This is a genomic window from Streptomyces sp. NPDC093064 (assembly GCF_044754605.1).
Taxonomy (GTDB): Bacteria; Actinomycetota; Actinomycetes; order Streptomycetales; family Streptomycetaceae; genus Streptomyces.
On sequence record NZ_JBIVPK010000033.1, the window covers coordinates 37,718 to 55,323 of the forward strand.

At 68.7% G+C, this 17,606-nt stretch carries 16 protein-coding genes and 4 pseudogenes; 5 read left to right on the forward strand and 15 right to left on the reverse strand.

Annotated features, from left to right (window positions below; all coding sequences use genetic code 11):
* Positions 1–115: 115 nt before the first annotated feature.
* The 5 genes and pseudogenes from ACIQFZ_RS30220 to ACIQFZ_RS30240 all read right to left on the reverse strand — a co-directional run.
* Positions 116–1,516 (reverse strand): NAD(P)/FAD-dependent oxidoreductase, encoded by a 1,401-nt coding sequence (locus ACIQFZ_RS30220; RefSeq protein ID WP_402692684.1) that lies wholly within the window; start codon positions 1,514–1,516, stop codon positions 116–118.
* Positions 1,509–2,696 carry an MAB_1171c family putative transporter gene (locus ACIQFZ_RS30225; RefSeq protein ID WP_376652957.1) on the reverse strand — a complete coding sequence of 396 codons (1,188 nt, stop codon included), beginning with the start codon at positions 2,694–2,696 and terminating at the stop codon, positions 1,509–1,511. Before ACIQFZ_RS30225 ends, ACIQFZ_RS30220 begins: the two co-directional genes overlap by 8 nt.
* Complete coding sequence (locus ACIQFZ_RS30230; protein WP_365424966.1) at positions 2,696–3,307, reverse strand: toxin; 612 nt, start codon at positions 3,305–3,307, stop codon at positions 2,696–2,698. The genes ACIQFZ_RS30225 and ACIQFZ_RS30230 overlap by 1 nt, the downstream gene beginning before the upstream one ends.
* Positions 3,304–3,909, reverse strand: coding sequence for a hypothetical protein (locus ACIQFZ_RS30235; RefSeq protein ID WP_365424968.1), 606 nt, complete (start codon positions 3,907–3,909; stop codon positions 3,304–3,306). The genes ACIQFZ_RS30230 and ACIQFZ_RS30235 overlap by 4 nt, the downstream gene beginning before the upstream one ends.
* Positions 3,910–4,096: 187 nt before the next feature.
* Positions 4,097–4,330 (reverse strand): annotated as a pseudogene (locus ACIQFZ_RS30240) (SAM-dependent methyltransferase); the annotation flags it as partial.
* Positions 4,331–4,478: 148 nt separating this feature from the next.
* On the opposite strand from ACIQFZ_RS30240, the gene ACIQFZ_RS30245 reads away from it, so the two are divergent.
* Complete coding sequence (locus ACIQFZ_RS30245; protein ID WP_365424970.1) at positions 4,479–5,021, forward strand: GNAT family protein; 543 nt, start codon at positions 4,479–4,481, stop codon at positions 5,019–5,021.
* A 325-nt stretch (positions 5,022–5,346) separates the two neighbouring features.
* On the opposite strand, the gene ACIQFZ_RS30250 is transcribed toward ACIQFZ_RS30245, so the two are convergent.
* The 6 genes and pseudogenes from ACIQFZ_RS30250 to ACIQFZ_RS30275 form a co-directional block, all read right to left on the reverse strand.
* Positions 5,347–6,141 (reverse strand): carbon-nitrogen hydrolase family protein, encoded by a 795-nt coding sequence (locus tag ACIQFZ_RS30250; protein WP_365424972.1) that lies wholly within the window; start codon positions 6,139–6,141, stop codon positions 5,347–5,349.
* Positions 6,142–6,270: 129 nt separating this feature from the next.
* Positions 6,271–6,572 (reverse strand): annotated as a pseudogene (locus ACIQFZ_RS30255) (RNHCP domain-containing protein).
* Positions 6,569–6,709: pseudogene (locus ACIQFZ_RS30260) on the reverse strand (RNHCP domain protein); the annotation flags it as partial. The pseudogenes ACIQFZ_RS30255 and ACIQFZ_RS30260, both read right to left, overlap by 4 nt.
* A 173-nt stretch (positions 6,710–6,882) precedes the next feature.
* On the reverse strand, positions 6,883–7,431 hold the full coding sequence (locus ACIQFZ_RS30265; protein WP_365422345.1) for a DUF1062 domain-containing protein: 549 nt from the start codon (positions 7,429–7,431) through the stop codon (positions 6,883–6,885).
* A gap of 211 nt (positions 7,432–7,642) precedes the next feature.
* Positions 7,643–7,869, reverse strand: a pseudogene (locus ACIQFZ_RS30270) (IS5/IS1182 family transposase); the annotation flags it as partial.
* 173 nt (positions 7,870–8,042) lie between these two features.
* A complete protein-coding gene (locus tag ACIQFZ_RS30275) occupies positions 8,043–8,879 on the reverse strand; it encodes an SDR family NAD(P)-dependent oxidoreductase (protein ID WP_365422344.1) in 837 nt (278 codons plus the stop codon).
* Between the two features lie 168 nt (positions 8,880–9,047).
* On the opposite strand from ACIQFZ_RS30275, the gene ACIQFZ_RS30280 reads away from it, so the two are divergent.
* Complete coding sequence (locus tag ACIQFZ_RS30280; protein WP_365422341.1) at positions 9,048–9,722, forward strand: TetR/AcrR family transcriptional regulator; 675 nt, start codon at positions 9,048–9,050, stop codon at positions 9,720–9,722.
* 22 nt (positions 9,723–9,744) lie between these two features.
* Positions 9,745–10,413: an NAD-dependent epimerase/dehydratase family protein gene (locus ACIQFZ_RS30285; protein WP_402692685.1), complete on the forward strand. Its 669-nt coding sequence runs from the start codon at positions 9,745–9,747 to the stop codon at positions 10,411–10,413.
* A 288-nt stretch (positions 10,414–10,701) separates the two neighbouring features.
* Here the strand turns inward: ACIQFZ_RS30285 and ACIQFZ_RS30290 are convergent, their stop codons facing one another.
* Both ACIQFZ_RS30290 and ACIQFZ_RS30295 read right to left on the reverse strand, forming a co-directional pair.
* A complete protein-coding gene (locus ACIQFZ_RS30290) occupies positions 10,702–11,079 on the reverse strand; it encodes a VOC family protein (RefSeq protein WP_365422336.1) in 378 nt (125 codons plus the stop codon).
* A 91-nt stretch (positions 11,080–11,170) separates the two neighbouring features.
* The gene (locus ACIQFZ_RS30295) at positions 11,171–11,929 is read right to left on the reverse strand and encodes an SDR family NAD(P)-dependent oxidoreductase (protein WP_383061924.1); all 759 of its coding nucleotides are present in this window, start codon (positions 11,927–11,929) and stop codon (positions 11,171–11,173) included.
* 269 nt (positions 11,930–12,198) lie between these two features.
* Between ACIQFZ_RS30295 and ACIQFZ_RS30300 the strand changes: the two genes are divergently transcribed.
* The gene (locus ACIQFZ_RS30300; protein WP_365422331.1) at positions 12,199–13,179 is read left to right on the forward strand and encodes a D-cysteine desulfhydrase family protein; all 981 of its coding nucleotides are present in this window, start codon (positions 12,199–12,201) and stop codon (positions 13,177–13,179) included.
* 287 nt (positions 13,180–13,466) lie between these two features.
* Here the strand turns inward: ACIQFZ_RS30300 and ACIQFZ_RS30305 are convergent, their stop codons facing one another.
* Entirely contained in the window at positions 13,467–14,141 is a 675-nt protein-coding gene (locus tag ACIQFZ_RS30305) for a pyridoxamine 5'-phosphate oxidase family protein (RefSeq protein WP_402692686.1), read from the reverse strand.
* A 296-nt stretch (positions 14,142–14,437) separates the two neighbouring features.
* On the opposite strand from ACIQFZ_RS30305, the gene ACIQFZ_RS30310 reads away from it, so the two are divergent.
* Positions 14,438–16,537, forward strand: a complete 2,100-nt coding sequence (locus tag ACIQFZ_RS30310) for a HEAT repeat domain-containing protein (RefSeq protein WP_402692687.1) — start codon at positions 14,438–14,440, stop codon at positions 16,535–16,537.
* 83 nt (positions 16,538–16,620) lie between these two features.
* Here ACIQFZ_RS30310 and ACIQFZ_RS30315 read toward each other — a convergent pair whose 3' ends face one another.
* Positions 16,621–17,583: an alpha/beta hydrolase gene (locus tag ACIQFZ_RS30315; protein WP_402692688.1), complete on the reverse strand. Its 963-nt coding sequence runs from the start codon at positions 17,581–17,583 to the stop codon at positions 16,621–16,623.
* Positions 17,584–17,606: the final 23 nt, after the last annotated feature.

A 17,606-nucleotide genomic window follows, 5' to 3' on the forward strand; every position in this document is an offset into this window, starting at 1 on the left:
CGAACAGGCGACGTGTCCCGCGCCGACGGTGCGGATCGGGCAGCACGTAATAGGGCCCCGTACGTCACTCATACGGGGCCCTATCGCTTGCCCAATTGGGCAAGGTTGATCTTGGTTAGGGGTTGGCGGCAGCCCCCCGCTCGTCGTCGGTGAGGGGCGGCTTGGACAGGAACGGCCGCTTCGGTCCGAGCAGCATCGGGACGAGCATGTCCGGGGAGAACAGGCGGGTTGCCGGTTTCTCCATGCTCATCACGTCCAGGAGGGCGCCGAGCGCGCGCGGGTTGCGGGCGCCGGTGGCCACTGCCCGGTCGACGAACGCGGCGAGGTAGCGCTCCACGGCGGTGGGCGGGGTGGCGCTGGCGCCGGGGTAGAACGCGTCCTGGCCGACGGCCAGGTCCCAGGCGGCGGCGACGGGCCGGGCCGCGACGCGCTGGAGACGGCGCGCGAGCCCAGGAGCCGTGACCGGGGTGGTGCGCAGGACGTCGCGGACGGCGAGGGCGCCCTGCGCGGCGACGGTCAGGCCGTGGCCGTAGACGGGGTTGTATCCGGCGATGGCGTCGCCGAGGACGGTGAACCCGTCGGGCCAGCGGGCGAGTTTCTCGTAGTAACGGCGGTGGTTGGCGGTGCTGCGTGTGGTGGCGACGTCGCCGAGCGGCTCGGCCGTCTTGAGCAGTTCTCCGATGACGGGGTCGCCCAGGCCGAGCGCGAAGTCGACGAACGCATCGGGGTCGCTGGTGGGCTCCCCGCCGCGGGTGCCGGAGAGCGTGACGACCCAACGGCCGCCCTCCACGGGGAGGATGATTCCGCCCTGGCCGGGCGCCTTTGCCGGGTTCGCCTGGACGTTGACGAGGGGGAAGTCTGCGTCGGCGGTGGTGCCCGGCGCACGGTAGATGCGGGTGGCGTAGGCGACGCCGGCGTTGACTTCCCGCTCGGTGACGCGGGGCAGGCCGAGGTCCTCGAGCCACTGGGGGGCGCGGGATCCGCGGCCGGAGGCGTCGATGACGAGGTCGGCGGTGAGGACGGACGTGTCGTCGCCCGTGCGGACCTGGACGCCGGTGACTCGGCCGGCGTCGCCCACGAGGGCGAGAGCGGTGGTGTCCTGACGGAGGGTGATCCGCTCGTCGGCGAGGACGTGCCGGCGCAGTACGGCGTCGAGGAGGTCGCGGGAGCTGACGAGGTTGCGGTGGTGCGTCGACGTGAAACGGCGGAACCACACCTCGTTGGGGGCACGGGAGACCATGTCGCCCATGATGTGGACCAGGCGGCCGCCCTCGGCGACGACGCCGTCCACGACGCCGGGCACCAGGTCGTTGAAGGCGCGTACGCCGCCGCTCCACACCAGGTGAGCATGCCGGGCTTGGGGAACGCCGCGGCGGGGCTCGGGGCCGTCGGGCAGGGTGTCGCGCTCGAGGAGGGTGACATCGGCGTGTTCGGTGAGTGCGGCGGCGGCGAAAAGGCCCGCGGCGCTGGCGCCGATGACGATGGCGGTGGGTCTGCCGGTAGCTATGTCAGGCATGTGCGGTCACGCTCTCTGTGCTGGTCAGCCGCTGGCGGATGCTGCCGATGAGGCGGGGGCGGTACAGGGCCCGGGAGACGGCGTCGATGTGGTCGGCGATGTCGGTCGCGGCCTGCTGGGGTTGGCCGCTGCTGGTGGGAGTCTCGTTGCGGTACGCGTCGGTCGCGGCCTGGATGGCGACGGCCCCGGCGATCCCGTGGGCCTCGTCGGCGCCGTGGGCGGCCGCGGCCGCCTCGTACGCCTGCCGGTAGAGGCCCTGGTCGAGGTAAGGGGCGAGCAGGCGCAGCGCGTCATGGATGCGCTGCTGGCGCTGCATCAGCCGCAGATCGAGCGGGGCCCAGAAGCCGAGCCGGGCGGCGACCGCGGCGGGTTTGACGACGCGGACCACGCGCCACAGGGACCGCAGCCGCCAGTAGTCACGTTGGTCTCGGCTCCACCGTTGCAGGACAGGTCCGGTCTGCGGCGCGATGAACCCGAGGGCGACCAGAATGGCCTCGACCAACGCGAAGGGGGGCGCGGCCTTGGTGCTGAGAAGGTCGAGGTCGCCGCCGAACCAGCGGGCGCCCACCGCGATCAGCTTGGTGACGTCGAAGGCCAGCCCGGAGGCGAACCCGAGCTGTAGGAAGATCACGCCGGTCTTCAGCCACCGGTTGGTGACTTCGGGCAGCCACCGCCACAGCATGTAGGTGGCGACGAGGGACGACACCATGTGCGCGAGCAGGTACAGCAGGATGTGCTCGCGCATCCATGGCGTACTGGCGTAGTAGGTGTCGAGGTCGTAGATGCGGGGTTCGGGGGCGTGGGCCAGGAGGAACGTCGCCCAGAGGCCGACGCCGATGGCCGCGTAGATCCAGTAGATGCGGATCATCCGCCGCCGCCGGCCTTCGGAGGGTGCTTCCCGCCATCGAATGATCATGGTCAGGCCGGTCGCGTTGAACGCGGTGAGGAACGAGTACGCCCACGGCGCTGCGATGTTCGGGACGCCGGTCAGCACGTTGAGCCGGTGAATGTTGATCGGGGTGATCACGATGAGGACGGCCGTGGCCCAGGTCAGCAGCAGGGTGGTGGCCCTGACATCGGGGTCGTGCCAGGCCCGGAAGAAGGTCGGCGCCTTGAAGGCGAGCGCGATGGCGAGGAGAACGGTGGGGAGGAGGTACGGGACGTGGAAGTGAGGACTCATCAGAGAAGGCGTCCGCCCCGGTTCAGCAGGGACAGATTCAGGCGGCCCTCCACGGTGGTCGCGCTGACCGGACTCTCCGCGTACCGGCCGGTCACCCATGTGCGGACCTCGCGGCCGAAGAGCAGGCCGAAGGTCTCGGCGTCCACTTCGTGACTGTCGACCGAGTCGGATCGGGCTGCGACGGTCAGGAAGGCATCCCGTGGTACTTCCTCCGTGGTGAGGATCTGCTCGACCGCTCGCTGTACGGCTTCGGGCGCCTCGCTGGTGGTGGCGCGGGCCGCTGCGTTCATGCCGGCGACGTGGTGGCCGCAGTCGCCGTTCCCCTCGTGCCACAGTTCGTGCCCGAGGATGACGAGTTGGGCCTCGGGGTGCATGCCCTGCTCGACCACGATGACGGAGCGCTCGCCGAAGTCGATCCTCATGCCGGAGACCGGGACGGGAAGGTCTGCGGGGAACGCGCGGAAGGCCAGTTGGATGGGGCGGCCCGTGCGTGCGCTCATGGCCTGGCAGAACGCGTTCATGACGGCCCTCGGTTCGTCCGGCCGCTGGATGGCCTTGGAGGCTTCCCTGCCGAGGGCGGTGAGCAGAGACTTCATGGCGCGGGTACTCATCGGCCGTTGTCCTCCTGTGGGGGCATGACGGACTTGATGACGCCGGCAAGGAGCGTCTCGAGCTGCTCGGCGGTCAGGCTTCCGTGGTGGCGCATGTCCGTGGCGACCACGCCGTACTTCTTCAGCAGGGCCTGGACGGGGTCCTGTTCGGGGTTCTCGTACTTGTCCAGGATCGGCAGCAGTGCCCGGTTGAGGGCGTCGGGGGACTCGTCGGTGAAGAACGCTTCTCTCGCGTCCTTGAGGTCGAAGAACTTCACCAGGCCGTGGAGGAGTTCGACGGAGGGAACCTTCTTGCCGTCGATGATCTGTCGGGCCCAGACCTCGGAGATGCCGCACTGCCGGTGCACGGCGGCGACCAATTCCGGCTTTCGTCTCCCTGTCCGGGCCAGGTAGGCGTCGGCGAGGGTTTTCACACGTGCGCAGACCCGTTCACCGACCTCCTCTCGGGGTGGTGTTCCGCCGGCGAGGAGCGTGCGGACGGTGCTTTCCGGCAGGGCCGTCTTCTCTGCCAGCAGGCGCGGGTCGAGGAGTTCCGCACGGTTCAGCTGCTGATTATCGATGAGCGCGTCTAATCGCTGAAGCGTCTCGGGGAGGGATGACATGGGCTTCACCGGTGCTCTCCCGGTTCTCATCAGTTGTGGTGTGGCGTGCAGCCTACGCGGGCGACGTCCGTCGTACAAACGATCGTTTCAGTGCGGATAAGGATCGTTGACTGCCGACGCGGGAGCCTCGTAACAGGCTATTGATCCGGTCGGCACGAGAACCTGTGCCGCTTCCGACGCCTGATCCTCAGCCGGTTTGCTTGGCCATGACGACCAGACCCGGCCCGCTTTGCTCGTCTGCGGGGAGCCGGAGTTCGGCGACCGGGCGCAGTCCAGCCTGCTCGATCAGGTCCACGAGTTGTTCCGGCCGCCATTTGTGTGTCGTCCAGCGAACGGGTACACATCCGTAGGCCTCGGTGCGCACCGCGTCTTCGTCGCCGACGTGTGTTGCGGTGATGAAGTGTCCGCCTGGCTTCAAGGCGACACCGTTGCGGGTCCCGCTCGACCCGCCCCAGTTGCCGGGCGGGAGACGAGGGTCGGCGCGCTCGCGTCTGCGACCGCCACCACACCAACTGAGGCGACCGCATATTGGTTTGCCGCCGGCCAGCCCGGTCGGATAGGAAGATCGCATGCTAAAGGGCAGCAAGGTCGGACTCAGGGCCCGGCACGAGGACGACATCCCAATCCTGCGGGCCGAGCTCTACGACGACGTGGTCAACGCCTCGCGAGCCGAAGGCGGGCCCTGGCGGCCGATCACGCCCGGCTCGAAGGATCCGCGGCTCGTGGTGGACGACAAGGAGCAGGGACACGTCCCGTTCTCCGTGGTCGAGCTGGAGGGCGGCACGCTGGTCGGCACCGCGACGCTGTGGGGCATCGACAACCACAACCGGTCCGCGCACATCGGGCTGGGGCTGCTGCCGTCCTCCCGCGGCAAGGGCTACGGCACCGACGTGGTCGCGACGCTGTGCCACTACGGTTTCATCGTGCGCGGCCTGCAGCGGCTGCAGATCGAGACGCTGTCGGACAACACCGCGATGCTGCGCTCCGCCGAGCGCAACGGCTTCGTCCGTGAGGGCGTGCTGCGCTCCTCGGCCTGGGTGATGGGCGAGTTCCTGGACGAGGTACTGCTCGGACTCCTCGCCCAGGACTGGAAGCCGGACTCGAAGGGCTAGGCTGCCGCCCGACGGTCAAGGGCGGGGCGCGGAGCCGACATGGGCGGCCGAAGGCCAGGACAGTGCCGTTGTCCCGCGCGGGCCGTGGGTCCTGTTCGCCGACCGACCAGCGATACGCCCAGGCCGAGGCCACCTGCTCACGGCCGGCGTCCGAAACCCCGGGCCGGGCGGCGGACGCAGCCACAGCGCCGTCCCTACAGCCTCCACCGCCGAGATGCGGCGCGTCCGCGGTGTCGGACGGTGAAGCAAGTGGCGTGAGCGATCAGGAGTACGTCGAGAGCCGGTACGGGTTCTTCGATACCGTCCGCCTCGCTCGGCCGACCCCTCAGCCGAAGACGACCCGGAACCTCCGGTTCGCCAGGCTGGGGTTTTTGGCGCGGACAGCCTCCACCCGCGCCGCGTCGACGACGGCGGACGCCACCCCGGGAGCCTCGCCCGCCGATGCCGCCACATGGCCCATCGGATCCACGATGAGGCTCTGGCCCGTGCAGTTGGGGCCGGTCTGACCGCAGGCCAGGACGTAGGCGGTGTTCTCGATCGCCCGGGCGCGGACCAGCGTGGTCCAGTGGTCCTCCTTGGCCGGGCCGACCACCCAGGCGGCGGGGACGACCAGGGCCGTGACACCCGCGTCGATCAGGAACCGGGCCATCTCCGGGAACCGGAGGTCGTAGCAGGTCATGACCCCGAAGGTGACCCCCTCCAGGGTGAAGAGCAAGGGCGAGGGCGTATGGGCCTGAACGTGGTCCGACTCGCGGTACCCGAAGGCGTCGTAGAGGTGGACCTTGCGGTACACCCCGAGCGGATCGCCCTTCTGGTCCACCGCGAGGACGGTGTTGCTGGGCCGTTCGCCCTGAGCTGCCGGTGTCTCGGTCATGCCCGCCACGACGGTGATGCTGTGCCGACTGGCCAGCGTGCCGATCGCGGTGGCGAACGGGCCGTCGATCCGCTCGGCGTGCGGGACGATGTCCGCCTCAGGGTCAGGGTTGAAGTACATGGCGTTCTCGGGCAGTACGACAAGCCGCGATCCCTGGGCGGCCGCCTGCCCGATCAGGACTGCGACGGCCTCGAGGTTTGCGGCCTTGTCGGTGGTGGCGTTGAACTGGCCGACAGTGGTGAGCATGGTCTGTCTCCTAGCGGTGCTGGTACAGAGCGGTGGTCAGTGCGGTCGTCTCGGCGAGGGGCCGCCCCGAAGCCGGCCGTGAGGGAGCCAGGGGCTGGCGTGGCCCTCCCCCGGCTTCCCTTGCCATGGTCACAGGGCGAGCAGCGCGTGGTCTGCGATACCGGCGTTCTTCAGCGGCCTGAGCGCGAGACGGACCAGGGCCAATGCATTGTCGTCGTCGACGATGCGGTTGGCGCTGAGCTCGCCGCAAGGCTGGCACTGGGGGATGATCTCCATTCGCCGTCCGGCCGAACCGGCATGCTCAGTGTTTCCATCCGGCCGCGGCAGTCCGAGGCCCAGTCGCCGAGGTTGTTGCAGGCGTCGAATCGGGCCGGGTCCGCGCGAGTTGGTGTGTCGTGGCATGTGTGCGTCTCCCCTTCCGGGGCGGTCAGAAGGTGCCGAACCCTTCGAGCGGGAACGGCGGTTGGGCCAGCGGCCGTACAGCCATCCGCATCAGGATGAGCTGACTATCGTCCGTGCACGTTGGGTTCGAGGTCAGTTCGACGCGCCATACACAGTGGTGGTGGACTCCACGATCGTGTGGGCTCACCAGCCCGCGGCCGGGGTCCGTAAAAAGGGGGCCCCGGCCGGAAAACCAGGCACACACGCCATCGACCGGTCCCGTGGCGGGATGGCCACGAAGATCCATCTAGGGCCTGTCCGGCGGACCATGCCGGACAGGCCCGTGGTCCCGAGGAGGGCTCAGCGCTTGAGCGTGAAGGTGAAGTCGCCGGAGAGCTTGCCGCTCAGCCGGACTGCCGAAACGAGTTTCCCCTCCGTGATCAGTCTCTCGGCCTCGGTCCGCGAAAGGCCGCAGCCTTCAGCGATCAGGCGCACCGGCCGGACAGGGATCCGCGCCGCAAAGCGGACCGAGACGTCGATCACCTCGCAGTCCAGGTGATCCGATCCGCCGGTGTCGAGGCGCCAGGCGTTGTCCCAGTCGAGAGCGATGCGATTACGGCGCTGCACGACCGGATCCTGGAGCAGCTCGGCTGTCAGGTCAGGGTCGTTGTCATGCAGCCGGTCCAGCAACTCAGGTCGTACGGAACGCACATTCATCCGCTCCAGGACCGTGAGCTTTGCAGTTTCCCCGCAAGCGGTGCAGAGCACGAGGAGCCAGGCGTCGATGAGCTTGTGGTTTGCGTTGACGCGAAATTTACCGCTTGCCCGGAAGCGCTCGGACGCGCACGCGTGGCAACGGCGGCGAACGAGCGGCAGGCAGGTGGGCACGACCACCCAGTTATTGAGCACAGAAGTACACCGGTTTCAGTGAGAAGTCCGCAGCAAAAAGCAGCGCGGCGCACATGCGCGACGCGCGACAAATCAGCGCTTGGGAGGTCTCACAGGGTGTACAACGGCATGTCCTTGACTAGACGACTCGGTTCGGCAGCACGGTAATGGCGCACAGCGGCGCTGCTCCACTGGTTTTCGAGCGCCTCACCGCCCGGTTCCATCCGGCGGATCATGGACGAAGCCAGAGCCAGATCGCGGCGACGGTGACGGTGCCGTGGGAGACGTAGGCCCGCTTGACGTACCTCGTGGCCACGGTGCCGGGAAGTTCTTGAGCCTGTTGGTCGTCCGCTCGACCTGGCTCCTACGCTTGTAGATCGTCTTGTCGAAGCCGGCGGGCCGACCGCCTTTGCTGCCCCGGCGCTTGCGGTTGGCCCGCTGCTCCCTCGGCTCGGGGATGGGGAGGATCGCGTCGATCACCCTGCGGTTGGTCTTTCAACGCCCGCCCCGCCGACCCGTCTTGGGCAAGTGCGGCTTCAGCCGGGTCCACTCGTCGCTCGTCGGATCTCCCCGACCTACGACGGGCGCAACGACCCCGGCCCAAACCAGTCACATGACCCGCCGCACGGACCCTAGGCCCAAGCGGACTCGGAGACCGGGCGCCACAACTCGTCGGATTCGGCAAGCGCCTTCGAGGCTTCCTGCCAGTAGCGCACCGCGTCGCGGCCGAGGAGGAGTCGGGTGGGAGCGTCGTCACGTCCGGCGAGGTCGACGATGATGCGCGCCACCTGAGCGGGGTCTGCGGAGTTCGCCGCCGCGACCTCGGGGTCCATGTTCTTGAACATGTCGGCGAAGGCGCCCACGGTCTGCTGGTACGGCTCACTGATGGGCGGGATGGTCATGGAGGAGCCGGCCCAGTCGGTGCGCATGGCGCCTGGCTCCAGGACGGTGACCTTGACGCCGAAGGGTGCGACCTCTTGGGCGAGGCCGAGAGAGAATCCGCCCACGGCCCACTTGGCGCTCTGGTAGGCGGTCAGACCTGCGGTGGTGATCCTGCCGCCGAGCGAGGAGACCTGCAGGATGTGCCCGTGGCCCTGCCGGCGCAGGATCGGCGTCACCGCCTTGCTGACATGGACGACCCCATAGAAATTGGTGTCGATCTGTGCGCGGAAGGCGTCGATCGTAGTGTCCTCGACGGAGGCGAGATCACCGTAGCCTGCGTTGTTGACGACGACGTCATAGCGACCGTAGACCTCCAGGCCCTCACGGACGGCGTCGCGGACGGCGCCGTCGTCGGTGACGTCGAGGCCGACCGGGTGCACACGGTCGCCGTACTCGGCGACGAGGTCGTCGAGGAGGGCCGGCTTGCGGGCCGTGGCCACCACGCGGTCACCTTCCTGCAGCGCGGCGGTGACGATGGCGCGGCCCAGGCCGCGGGAGCTTCCGGTAACGAACCAGACCTTGGACATGAGGATGCTCATTTCGTGTCGTGACGCGGGAACTGACGCCGGCTGCGCGGTGGAGGCGGCGAACCGCACCCCCTCCCACCTTTCAGACCGGCGGTCCGTTATGTTCGTAGCCAACGTAAGGGACCGTCGGTCTAATGTCAAAAGACCGGCAGTCTGTAATATGGGGGCATGACGAACTTCCAGCGCGCGCGCAGTGAGGAACAACGGGAGATCCGGCGGCAGGCCGTCCTCGACACCACCGCCTCCATGCTCGAGGAGATGCCTGTCGGTGACATCAGCCTGAACGAGCTGAGCCGCCGCGTCGGGCTGGCGAAGTCCAACGTGCTGCGGTACTTCGAATCCCGCGAGGCGATCCTGCTGGAGCTGCTGGACCGCGCCTGGCAGCAGTGGACGGCCGACCTGCCCGCACTCCTGGACGCCGGTATCGACGCGACCGCACCGGTGAGCCGGCGCGGGGACCAGTTCGCCGCCACCGTCACCGACTCCCTCGCCGAGCGCCGGGTCCTGTGCGACCTGCTGAGCTCGCAGGCGGGGGTGCTGGAACACAACGTCTCCCCGCAGGTCGCCGCCCGCTACAAGCGGGCAGCCGTGGCGAATGTCACCGAAATCGCCACCCTGGCCCGCCGTCACCTTCCTGAATTGGGCGACAGCGCACCGCAGTTGACCGTGGCCGTGATCATGGCGATCGGTGCCGTGTGGACGCATGCGCGACCGTCGAAGGCGATGCTCGCCGCCTACGAGGCCGACCCTTCGCTCGCCGCCTTCAAGATGGACTTCGCGACCGCGCTGCGGGAGATGCTGGCCACACTCACCGCGGGGGCACTCTCCCGCGCCTCGTCCTGACCCCACCCACCTTGGAGCAGCCGTGCGCGTCATCGTCTTCGGAGCGTCCGGAATGGTCGGGCACGGCGCGCTGCGCGCCTGCCTGCTCGACGACGAAGTCAGCGAAGCCCTCGCCGTGGTCCGCCGTCCGCTGTCCGTCACCCACCCGAAACTGCGCCAGATCGTCCATGGCGACTTCACCGACTACACCGCGATCCAGGACCAGCTGTCGGACCTGGACGCCTGCTTGTTCTGCCTCGGCGTCTCCTCCGTCGGCCTGGGCGAGGAGGAGTACACCCGCGTCACCTACGACTACACGCTCGCCGCCGCCCGCGCGCTCAACGCCGCGAGCCCGCCGCTGACCTTCGTGTACGTCTCCGGTGAGGGCACCGACAGCACCGGCACCAGCCGCCGGATGTGGGCCCGCGTCAAAGGCCGCGCGGAGAACGACCTCCTCGCCCTGCCCATGACGTCCTACATGTTCCGGCCCGGTTACATCCATCCCGTGAACGGAGCGACGTCTCGGACCCCCGCCTACCGCGCCCTGTGTCCCCTCACCACGGCGCTGTACCCGCTGCTGCGGCGCGCCCTCCCCCGCCACGTCACGACAACCGACGCCCTGGGCCGCGCCATGCTGGTCGTCGCACGTTCCGGCACGACCTCAGCCCGCGTACTGGACACCCCCGGCATCAACCGCCTGGCAGCGGCCTGACCGAGCCACCCGTCCCACGTCCCTGGCACGCAGGGCGTCACAGGGCGGTGATGGCACGTACGGCCGCCACGATCGCGCACCGCCGCGCGTCGTGAGCGGTGGGGGGTTGGACACTGGGGACACCTCAGAGCCCGGCGGCGAGATGTGGGCGACCAAGGCCGGCAGATCGGATTGAGCGCGACAGCCTGCGAGTCGGCGGCCGCGTTGGTTACCCATCGTGACGACGATGCGCCCCGATGCACCCGGGGCCTGTCCGAAGGACCAGGCTCCTGCAACGGCCATCGGTCCTCAGTGCCGGACCAGGCAGAACGGATGCCCTGCCGGGTCGGCGTAGATTCGCCAGCTTCGCCCGCCGGAACCGGCGTCCAGCAGCCTCGCCCCCAACGACAGCACCTGCGCTTGGGCCCGGTCCAAGTCCGCAACGCCGAAGTCCAGATGGAACTGCTGAGGTCGAGACGCATCAAGCCATCGGGGCGGCTGATAGTCCGCTGCCCGCTGAAAAGCGAGGACGAGACCGGACGGCGCGTGCAAGGTCGCCCAGCCTTCGCCGAGGGCCCATCGCCGATCTTGCTGGTTGACGGTCCCACCGAGCAACGACTGGTAGAACTCGGCGAGTTCCGTCGGATCAGAACAGTCCAGCACCACACACTGCAAGTCAGCGATCATGGGGCCGATCCTAAGCGGCCGCCGGATGGCCGGGCCTCACGAGCCAGGATCGCAACGACCGGCCTGCGCTGTATGCACCCGTGGGGCGATGTCAGAGGTTCTGGCCGCCGGACACTTCGATGTTCTGTCCGGTGATCCATCGTCCCTCTTCAGACACCAGGGTGGCGATCACCATCCCGATGTCATCGGGTTCCCCGACCCGGCCGAGCGCGAAGGTGCTCGCCAACTCGGGGATGATCTCCGGGTTCCTGGCGAACGCGTCATCGGCGAAACGGGTCCTGGTGGCGCCAGGGGCGACGGAGTTCACGCGGATGCGCCGGGCGCTGAATTCCTTGGCCATGTAGCGGGTCAGCACCACCACGGCGCCCTTCACCGACGCGTAGACCGAGTAGCCGGGTGTGGTCGCGGTGGGCAGCGTGGAGCTGCTGGTGACGTTGACGATCGCACCGCCGTCGGCCAGCAGCGGCAGCAAGGTCCGAGTGAGGAAGAAGGGGCCTTTGAACAGGCCACTGGTCAGCTTGTCGAACAGCTCCTCACTGGTGTCCTCGATCATCGCCATGCCGGCGAAGCCCGCGTTGTTGACGAGGTGGTCGAACGACTCCCGCTGCCAGGTCTCGCGCAGGGCATCGGCCACAGAGTCGCGGAAGGCCGCGAAACCCGCTGTGTCGCCGACGTCTAGGGGCAGCGCCACGGCGGTGCCGCCCAGTTGTTGGATGTGCGCGACAGTGCTCTTGGCTCCCTGCTCGTTGGAGCTGTACGTCAGGATGACGCCGACCCCGCGCTTGGCGATCTGGATGGACGCGCTCTGACCGATACCGGAGCTGGCGCCGGTGACGACGGCTACCTTCATGATGTGCCTCCTGCACACGTGGAGCCCGTAGTCCCCACACGGAATGTGACACCTCAAGGCAACCAATCCGATGCCCTGGCGGGAAAGCAGGATCCTCCCGACCTCTTGCCTGATCCTGCCGAGCTTCCCGCGGCGGACCAAAGACGATGTCACACCGCCGTCATGCAGCCATGACACGCGAGCAGCATCGCCGGGCAGAAGGCAGTCTGTCAGTGGAACGTCCGCCGTCCAGCACGCCAGAAGCACACCGTGAACATTAAGGACACAGAGTGACCACCCTGCCACCTCGTCATGTTGACCTCGGTACCTTCCCCACTCCTATCGAGCCACTCCCCCGCCTGGCCGCCGCCGTTGGCCTCCAGCCCGACGATCTGTGGGTCAAGCGTGATGATCTGACCGGACTCGGCGGCGGCGGAAACAAGATCCGCAAACTCGAATGGACCGTGGGCGCGGCTCTCGCAGAGGGGGCCACCACACTGGTGACCACCGGCGCCCCGCAGAGCAATCACGCCCGCCTCACGGCTGCGGCAGCCGCTCGCCTCGGCATGAACGCCGTGCTGGTCTTCCCGGGTTCCCCCGGAGCGTCGCACTCGGGCAACCTGGTACTGGACGGTCTGTTGGATGCGCGTATTGTCTGGGCTGGCGACGCCGACCGTCTGGCGCAGGAAGCCATAGCGGTGACCGAGCGACTGCGGCGTCAAGGCGAGCGGCCCGCTCTCATTCCCTTCGGGGGCTCGAGCCCGCTCGCCGCGCGCGGCTACCTGCGCTGTGCGGAGGAACTCATGGCACAAGTCGCCGATCTGCGCCATGCCGTGGTGGCTCTGGGATCCGGAGGCACGATGGCCGGCCTTGTCGCAGGACTCGGCGCGGAACGTGTTCTCGGCGTCGACACCGGTGCCCGCGCCGAAGTCGCGGCCGCTGTGTGCGAATTCGCCGCCCCCATCTCGGTGACCGCCCCGACCACCGAAGACCTCAGAATCCGTCACGACCAAGTCGGCAAGGGCTACGGAGTATTCACCGACCAAGTGGCTGCTGCGCTGTTGCTGGCAGCGCGCACCGAAGGACTCATCCTCGACCCCGTCTACACCGGCCGCGCCATGGCGGGGCTCGTCTCCGCCGTCCAGGACGGGGACATCAAGCCCGGTGAGAAGACCGTGTTCATCCACACGGGAGGCCTGCCGGGGCTCTTCGGTCATCAGGACGCAGTCGCCTTCGCCGAGCAACGCGTCAGGCATGGCTGGGATTCCTGACCGTGGAAGGTGTGCTCGATGCCGGAGCGCCGCAGGTAGACCTGCCACAGCCGGTCGGTACCTGCCGGGGTGGTGCCGGACCACCCCTGAGGCGGTGTCGTTGCCACTCAGATCGCCGAGTTGGAGCCTTGCTGCCTTCGCCGGTGGGCCAGGGCGGGAGTGCGCGCTCGGCCGCCCCGGCGGGTGCCAGTGCACGAACGGCCGGCCACAACTTCACTGTGAATAAGAACGGATGAGGCTCACTGCCCCTGACTCCCGCCCTCCCCGAAAGGCGTCACCGTACCCACTCAGCCGAGCCGGGTTCCCTCCCGGCATGCGATGTGCCCCGGTATGGGGGTGCCGGTAGGCAGTGCTGGATCGGGGACGGGCTCGCCCCATACAGCAGTCAGGGGCAGGATCCCGGCCCACAGCCCGAGTCCCGCATCGGGCCCGTCACCGTCCTCGGGTGCGCCGGTACGGATCTTGACGGAGGCTTCCTCCAGGGAGAGGGCGAGCAGGGTGGTGGCGGCGAGTTCTTTGCGGTTCGGGCGGCGGGCGTAGGACCACTGGCCAGGAGCCGAGTGCTCGGTGAGCCGGCGCAGTCCCGCTAGTTTTTCCTCGGGGTCGGTGACCTTGCGGGCGTCGCCGTGGATCACGGCGCTGCGGTAGTTCACACCATGCTCGAAGACGGACCGAGCGAGCACCAGCCCGTCGACGTGTGTGACGGTGACGCAGACGGGGAGATCGCCGGTCAGGCTGCGACTGGCCACGGACCCGTGCAGATACAGCCACTGCTCGTCCCGCCCGTACACGGTGGGTAGGACAAGTGGCCGCCCTTCGATCACCACCCCCATGTGACAGATGAACCCGGCGTCGAGAACCGCCTCCAGATCGGTCCGCTCCAGGCTGGCCTGTTCACGTAGGCGCCGATGCCGGGTGCGGTCGGTGACGGGGAGTCGGGGCGGGAGAGGTTTCGAGACCATACCGCCGAAGGTAGCGATATCGCACATTGCCGTCTAGACATCTACTGATCTCATCGAAGAATCGGCCACCGAACAACGAAATCCGCAGAAACGCCTCCTCAGCGGAGCCATTCCCCTCCCACGAGCGTCCACTGCAGTCTCGATGAGATCCATCAGCACAAACACTGTTTCCGTACTCAATTCGGCCCAGGCGAGCGCTATGGATGGCCCGCAGGGTAGCGGCGCCCGGGTCTACGTTCGGTGTCTTGGGAGGCGGCAACGGACGCGGTGTCAGTGCCCTCCGGCATAGTGCGCGCATGATCAACGACTTGAACAGCGTCGACTGGTCATCGATGAGCCATGCCTACGGTCCGGCCGTCGATGTTCCAGTGTGGCTGCGGGCGATGAACTCGCCCGACCCCGAGGTGCGGAAGAAGGCGCTCGGCGACTTCTACAGTGCGGCCCATCACCAGGGGGACGTGTATCCGTGTACGGCGGCCAGTCTGCCGTTCTTGTTCGACATGGCCGACGACCTCACGGCTCCTGACCGTGCCTCGATCGTCGAACTGTTGCTCAGCATCGGCCGCGAAGCCCTCGACCGCGGCGAAGGCATCCACGTCGCGCCGGACGGCACCGAGTCGACGGCCGGCGCGGACAGCGCCGCACTGATGCGCGAGCACGCCGACTCCTTCTTCGCCTACGCCTCGGACCCGGATCCGCAAGTGCGGAGGGCGGCGATCGAGGGGCTCGGCCTCTTCGTGGACGACGCCGACAGAGCGGTGGCGACACTGCGGGACCGGTTGCCGGTCGAGAACGGGATCGCGGAGCGGCTGCTGGTCGTCCAGACGATGGCCGACCTGGCGCTGCGGCTGCCCGCCGCGCGTGCCTCCGTCACGGCGCTGCTGGACACCTTGGCCGGCGAGACGACGGGCAACCCTGACATCCGCCTCGCCGCGCTCGTCCACCGTGCCCGCTGTGCCCCCGCGCACATCACCGAAGGTACCGTGACCACGGCGATCGGCCTGCTGCGCAAGCTCACTCCCGCGCTGCCGCCGGGGGCCGGCGACGAGGGACGCCGGGCCGGTTCCGGTTCGTGCGCGTGCACGGCCGATGCCGGGTCCGCGGCGGTCGAGGACGTCCCGCCCCAGATAGCCGCCGCGTTCGCCGGCCTCGAACGGTCCAACCGTGTCCACGCACCCACTACACCTCTGCTGCGCCCCTTCCACGCAATACTGGGCGCGCGCCTGTCCGAACGCACGGCCCTGCTCACAGAACAGCTCCGCAGCCCGGACCCTGCCACCCGCTACGACGCGATCCGCATGGCCCAGGAACTGATCACCTCCTGGCGGGGCGACCACACCGACCTCGTTCTGCTCCTCGCGGAGTGCCTGCTGCCCGAGGACCCGTACACCTCCGCCGCGGCGGGCGAGGGCCTCGGGTCCCTCGTGCCGGTCTCAGAGCCGGCGCGCGAAGCCCTCGCCGCGTACGTCACCGCACACGGACCTGACGTATGGGCGACACCGAAGCCGTTGCTGCGCCGCGCCCACCAGGAAGCCGTCATGGCGCTGGCCCGCCTCGCGGACGTACGAGCCCTGCCCAGCATGCTTACGGCGCTGGACACCGATGTCGACGCCTGGCGTGCTGTGCAGGTCTCCCGTCATCTGCGCGCGGCCGCAGCCGACCTGGTGCCCCGGCTGTCCCGACGTCTTGCCAAGGCCGACTTCTCGGGGCAGTGGCCCGACATGAGCACCGCCGCCCTGATGTCCGCCCTTGCCGCACTTGGCGACCCCGCCGCCATTCCCCAGCTCACCGACGCCGTCAGCACCGCAGTCCGGCACGAGCAATGGCGCACCGCCACCTCCGCCCTGGAGGCGCTCGCTTCCTTCGGCACCCGGGCCGCACCGGCTCTCGAGGTGGTCCGACCGCTGACCAACGCGGCGGAGGACGTGGACCTCCGCGCGGCTGCCACGGCCGCTGTGTGGGAGCTCGAACGCGACCCGGCCGCCGTCATGCCATTGCTGGAAGACCTACTCGACAGCTACCGGCATCACGAGGCGGCCGATGTCCTCGGCCGGATCGGCCCGGAGGCCAAGGCCGTGCTGCCGCGCCTGCGGCAGATGCTGGACGCCGGATACGAGTGGACCCGCGCCTTCGCAGCGGCGGCGCTGTGGAATATCGGAGGCGAGGCAGAGGCCGGTGTGGTCGTGCCGACACTGCTGACCGCGTGGGAGGAGAACGACGCGACCTCGAACCACGTCCTGGCCTGCCTGAACCGTATGGGACCGGCCGCCGCTCCGACCCTGCCCCGCCTCCGGGCGGAACTCGCACTGCCCCGCCGCAGCGGTCGCTTCCAAAGCATCGCCAACGACGAGGAGTTGCAGCGCGACTGCCGCGCCATCCTGACGCGCCTCTCCTGACCTCTCAAGCCACAACGCACCAAGCCAGTAGACGCGCAGCGACCTGGTCTGCTCGCCGCCTGAGGCGTCGGCATCGATGCGGCTCAGTTCGGGGACAGGAGCCTGGCGAGCCAGTCGGTGCGGGTTCGACGGGCTGTGGCCGAGATGTGTGCGTGGGGGTAGAGGGCGTCGAAGCCATGGAAGCCACCTGCCCAGACGTGGAGTTCGGCCTGGCCGCCGGCCGCCCAGATACGGGTGGCGTAGTCGGTGTCCTCATCTCGGAAGACTTCGGCGGAGCCGGTGTCGATGTAAGTGGTCGGCAGGCCCGAGAGATCGTCGGCCAGCGTGGGCGAGACGTACGCGGGCACCTCGTTGTCGGTGAGATCGCCGAGGACGGCGTGCCATCCGAACGCGTTCATCTCGCCGGTCCAGATGCCTGGCACGCCGGAGTACTGGCGGCTGGAGGTGCTGGTGTTGCGGTGGTCGAGCATGGGGCAGATCAGCACCTGCGCGGCGATGGACGGGGCGCCGAGGTCGCGTGCCATCAGGGTAAGGCCGGCGGCGAGGCCACCGCCCGCGCTGGCGCCCGCGACGATGATCCGGGCCGGGTCGATGCCCAGTTCGGCGGCGTGTTCGGCGGTCCAGAGCAGTCCCTCGTAGCAGTCGTCGACGAGGGTGGTACCGGTGGCCTCCGGCGCGAGCCGGTAGTCCACGGAGACGACGACCGCGCCGAACTCGTCCAGCCACTCCAGCGGGATGTCGAGTTGCGAGAAGCGGTCGCCCATGACCATCCCGCCACCGTGGATCCAGTAGATGCAGGGTGCGACGGCGGCGGTGCCATCGGCGTGCGCGGGGCTGAAGACCGACAAGCGGATCTGGGCACCGTCCTTGGCCGGCACGGTGATCTCGCGCCGGTCGACCCGCCGTTGTGCGAGGAGGGGCTCGATGGGTGTCGAGGGGAGCTGACGCAGTTGCGCGAGGATCTCCGGGGTGAGCTGGGACATGAGGGGCATGTCGGCCAGGAGCTCGCGCAGTTCGGGGTCCAGGTTGGGTCGTGCCGTGGTCATGATCGTTGCCTTTCGCGGGGTCG

What these genes read in the sequence shown, in the direction of transcription:
- ACIQFZ_RS30220 (WP_402692684.1), bottom strand. Translation starts at nt 1,516, where the DNA reads ATGCCTGACATAGCTACCGGCAGACCCACCGCCATCGTCATCGGCGCC.
- ACIQFZ_RS30225 (WP_376652957.1), bottom strand. Translation starts at nt 2,696, where the DNA reads ATGAGTCCTCACTTCCACGTCCCGTACCTCCTCCCCACCGTTCTCCTC.
- ACIQFZ_RS30230 (WP_365424966.1), bottom strand. Translation starts at nt 3,307, where the DNA reads ATGAGTACCCGCGCCATGAAGTCTCTGCTCACCGCCCTCGGCAGGGAA.
- ACIQFZ_RS30235 (WP_365424968.1), bottom strand. Translation starts at nt 3,909, where the DNA reads ATGTCATCCCTCCCCGAGACGCTTCAGCGATTAGACGCGCTCATCGAT.
- ACIQFZ_RS30245 (WP_365424970.1), top strand. Translation starts at nt 4,479, where the DNA reads ATGCTAAAGGGCAGCAAGGTCGGACTCAGGGCCCGGCACGAGGACGAC.
- ACIQFZ_RS30250 (WP_365424972.1), bottom strand. Translation starts at nt 6,141, where the DNA reads ATGCTCACCACTGTCGGCCAGTTCAACGCCACCACCGACAAGGCCGCA.
- ACIQFZ_RS30275 (WP_365422344.1), bottom strand. Translation starts at nt 8,879, where the DNA reads ATGTCCAAGGTCTGGTTCGTTACCGGAAGCTCCCGCGGCCTGGGCCGC.
- ACIQFZ_RS30280 (WP_365422341.1), top strand. Translation starts at nt 9,048, where the DNA reads ATGACGAACTTCCAGCGCGCGCGCAGTGAGGAACAACGGGAGATCCGG.
- ACIQFZ_RS30290 (WP_365422336.1), bottom strand. Translation starts at nt 11,079, where the DNA reads ATGATCGCTGACTTGCAGTGTGTGGTGCTGGACTGTTCTGATCCGACG.
- ACIQFZ_RS30295 (WP_383061924.1), bottom strand. Translation starts at nt 11,929, where the DNA reads ATGAAGGTAGCCGTCGTCACCGGCGCCAGCTCCGGTATCGGTCAGAGC.
- ACIQFZ_RS30305 (WP_402692686.1), bottom strand. Translation starts at nt 14,141, where the DNA reads ATGGTCTCGAAACCTCTCCCGCCCCGACTCCCCGTCACCGACCGCACC.
- ACIQFZ_RS30310 (WP_402692687.1), top strand. Translation starts at nt 14,438, where the DNA reads ATGATCAACGACTTGAACAGCGTCGACTGGTCATCGATGAGCCATGCC.
- ACIQFZ_RS30315 (WP_402692688.1), bottom strand. Translation starts at nt 17,583, where the DNA reads ATGACCACGGCACGACCCAACCTGGACCCCGAACTGCGCGAGCTCCTG.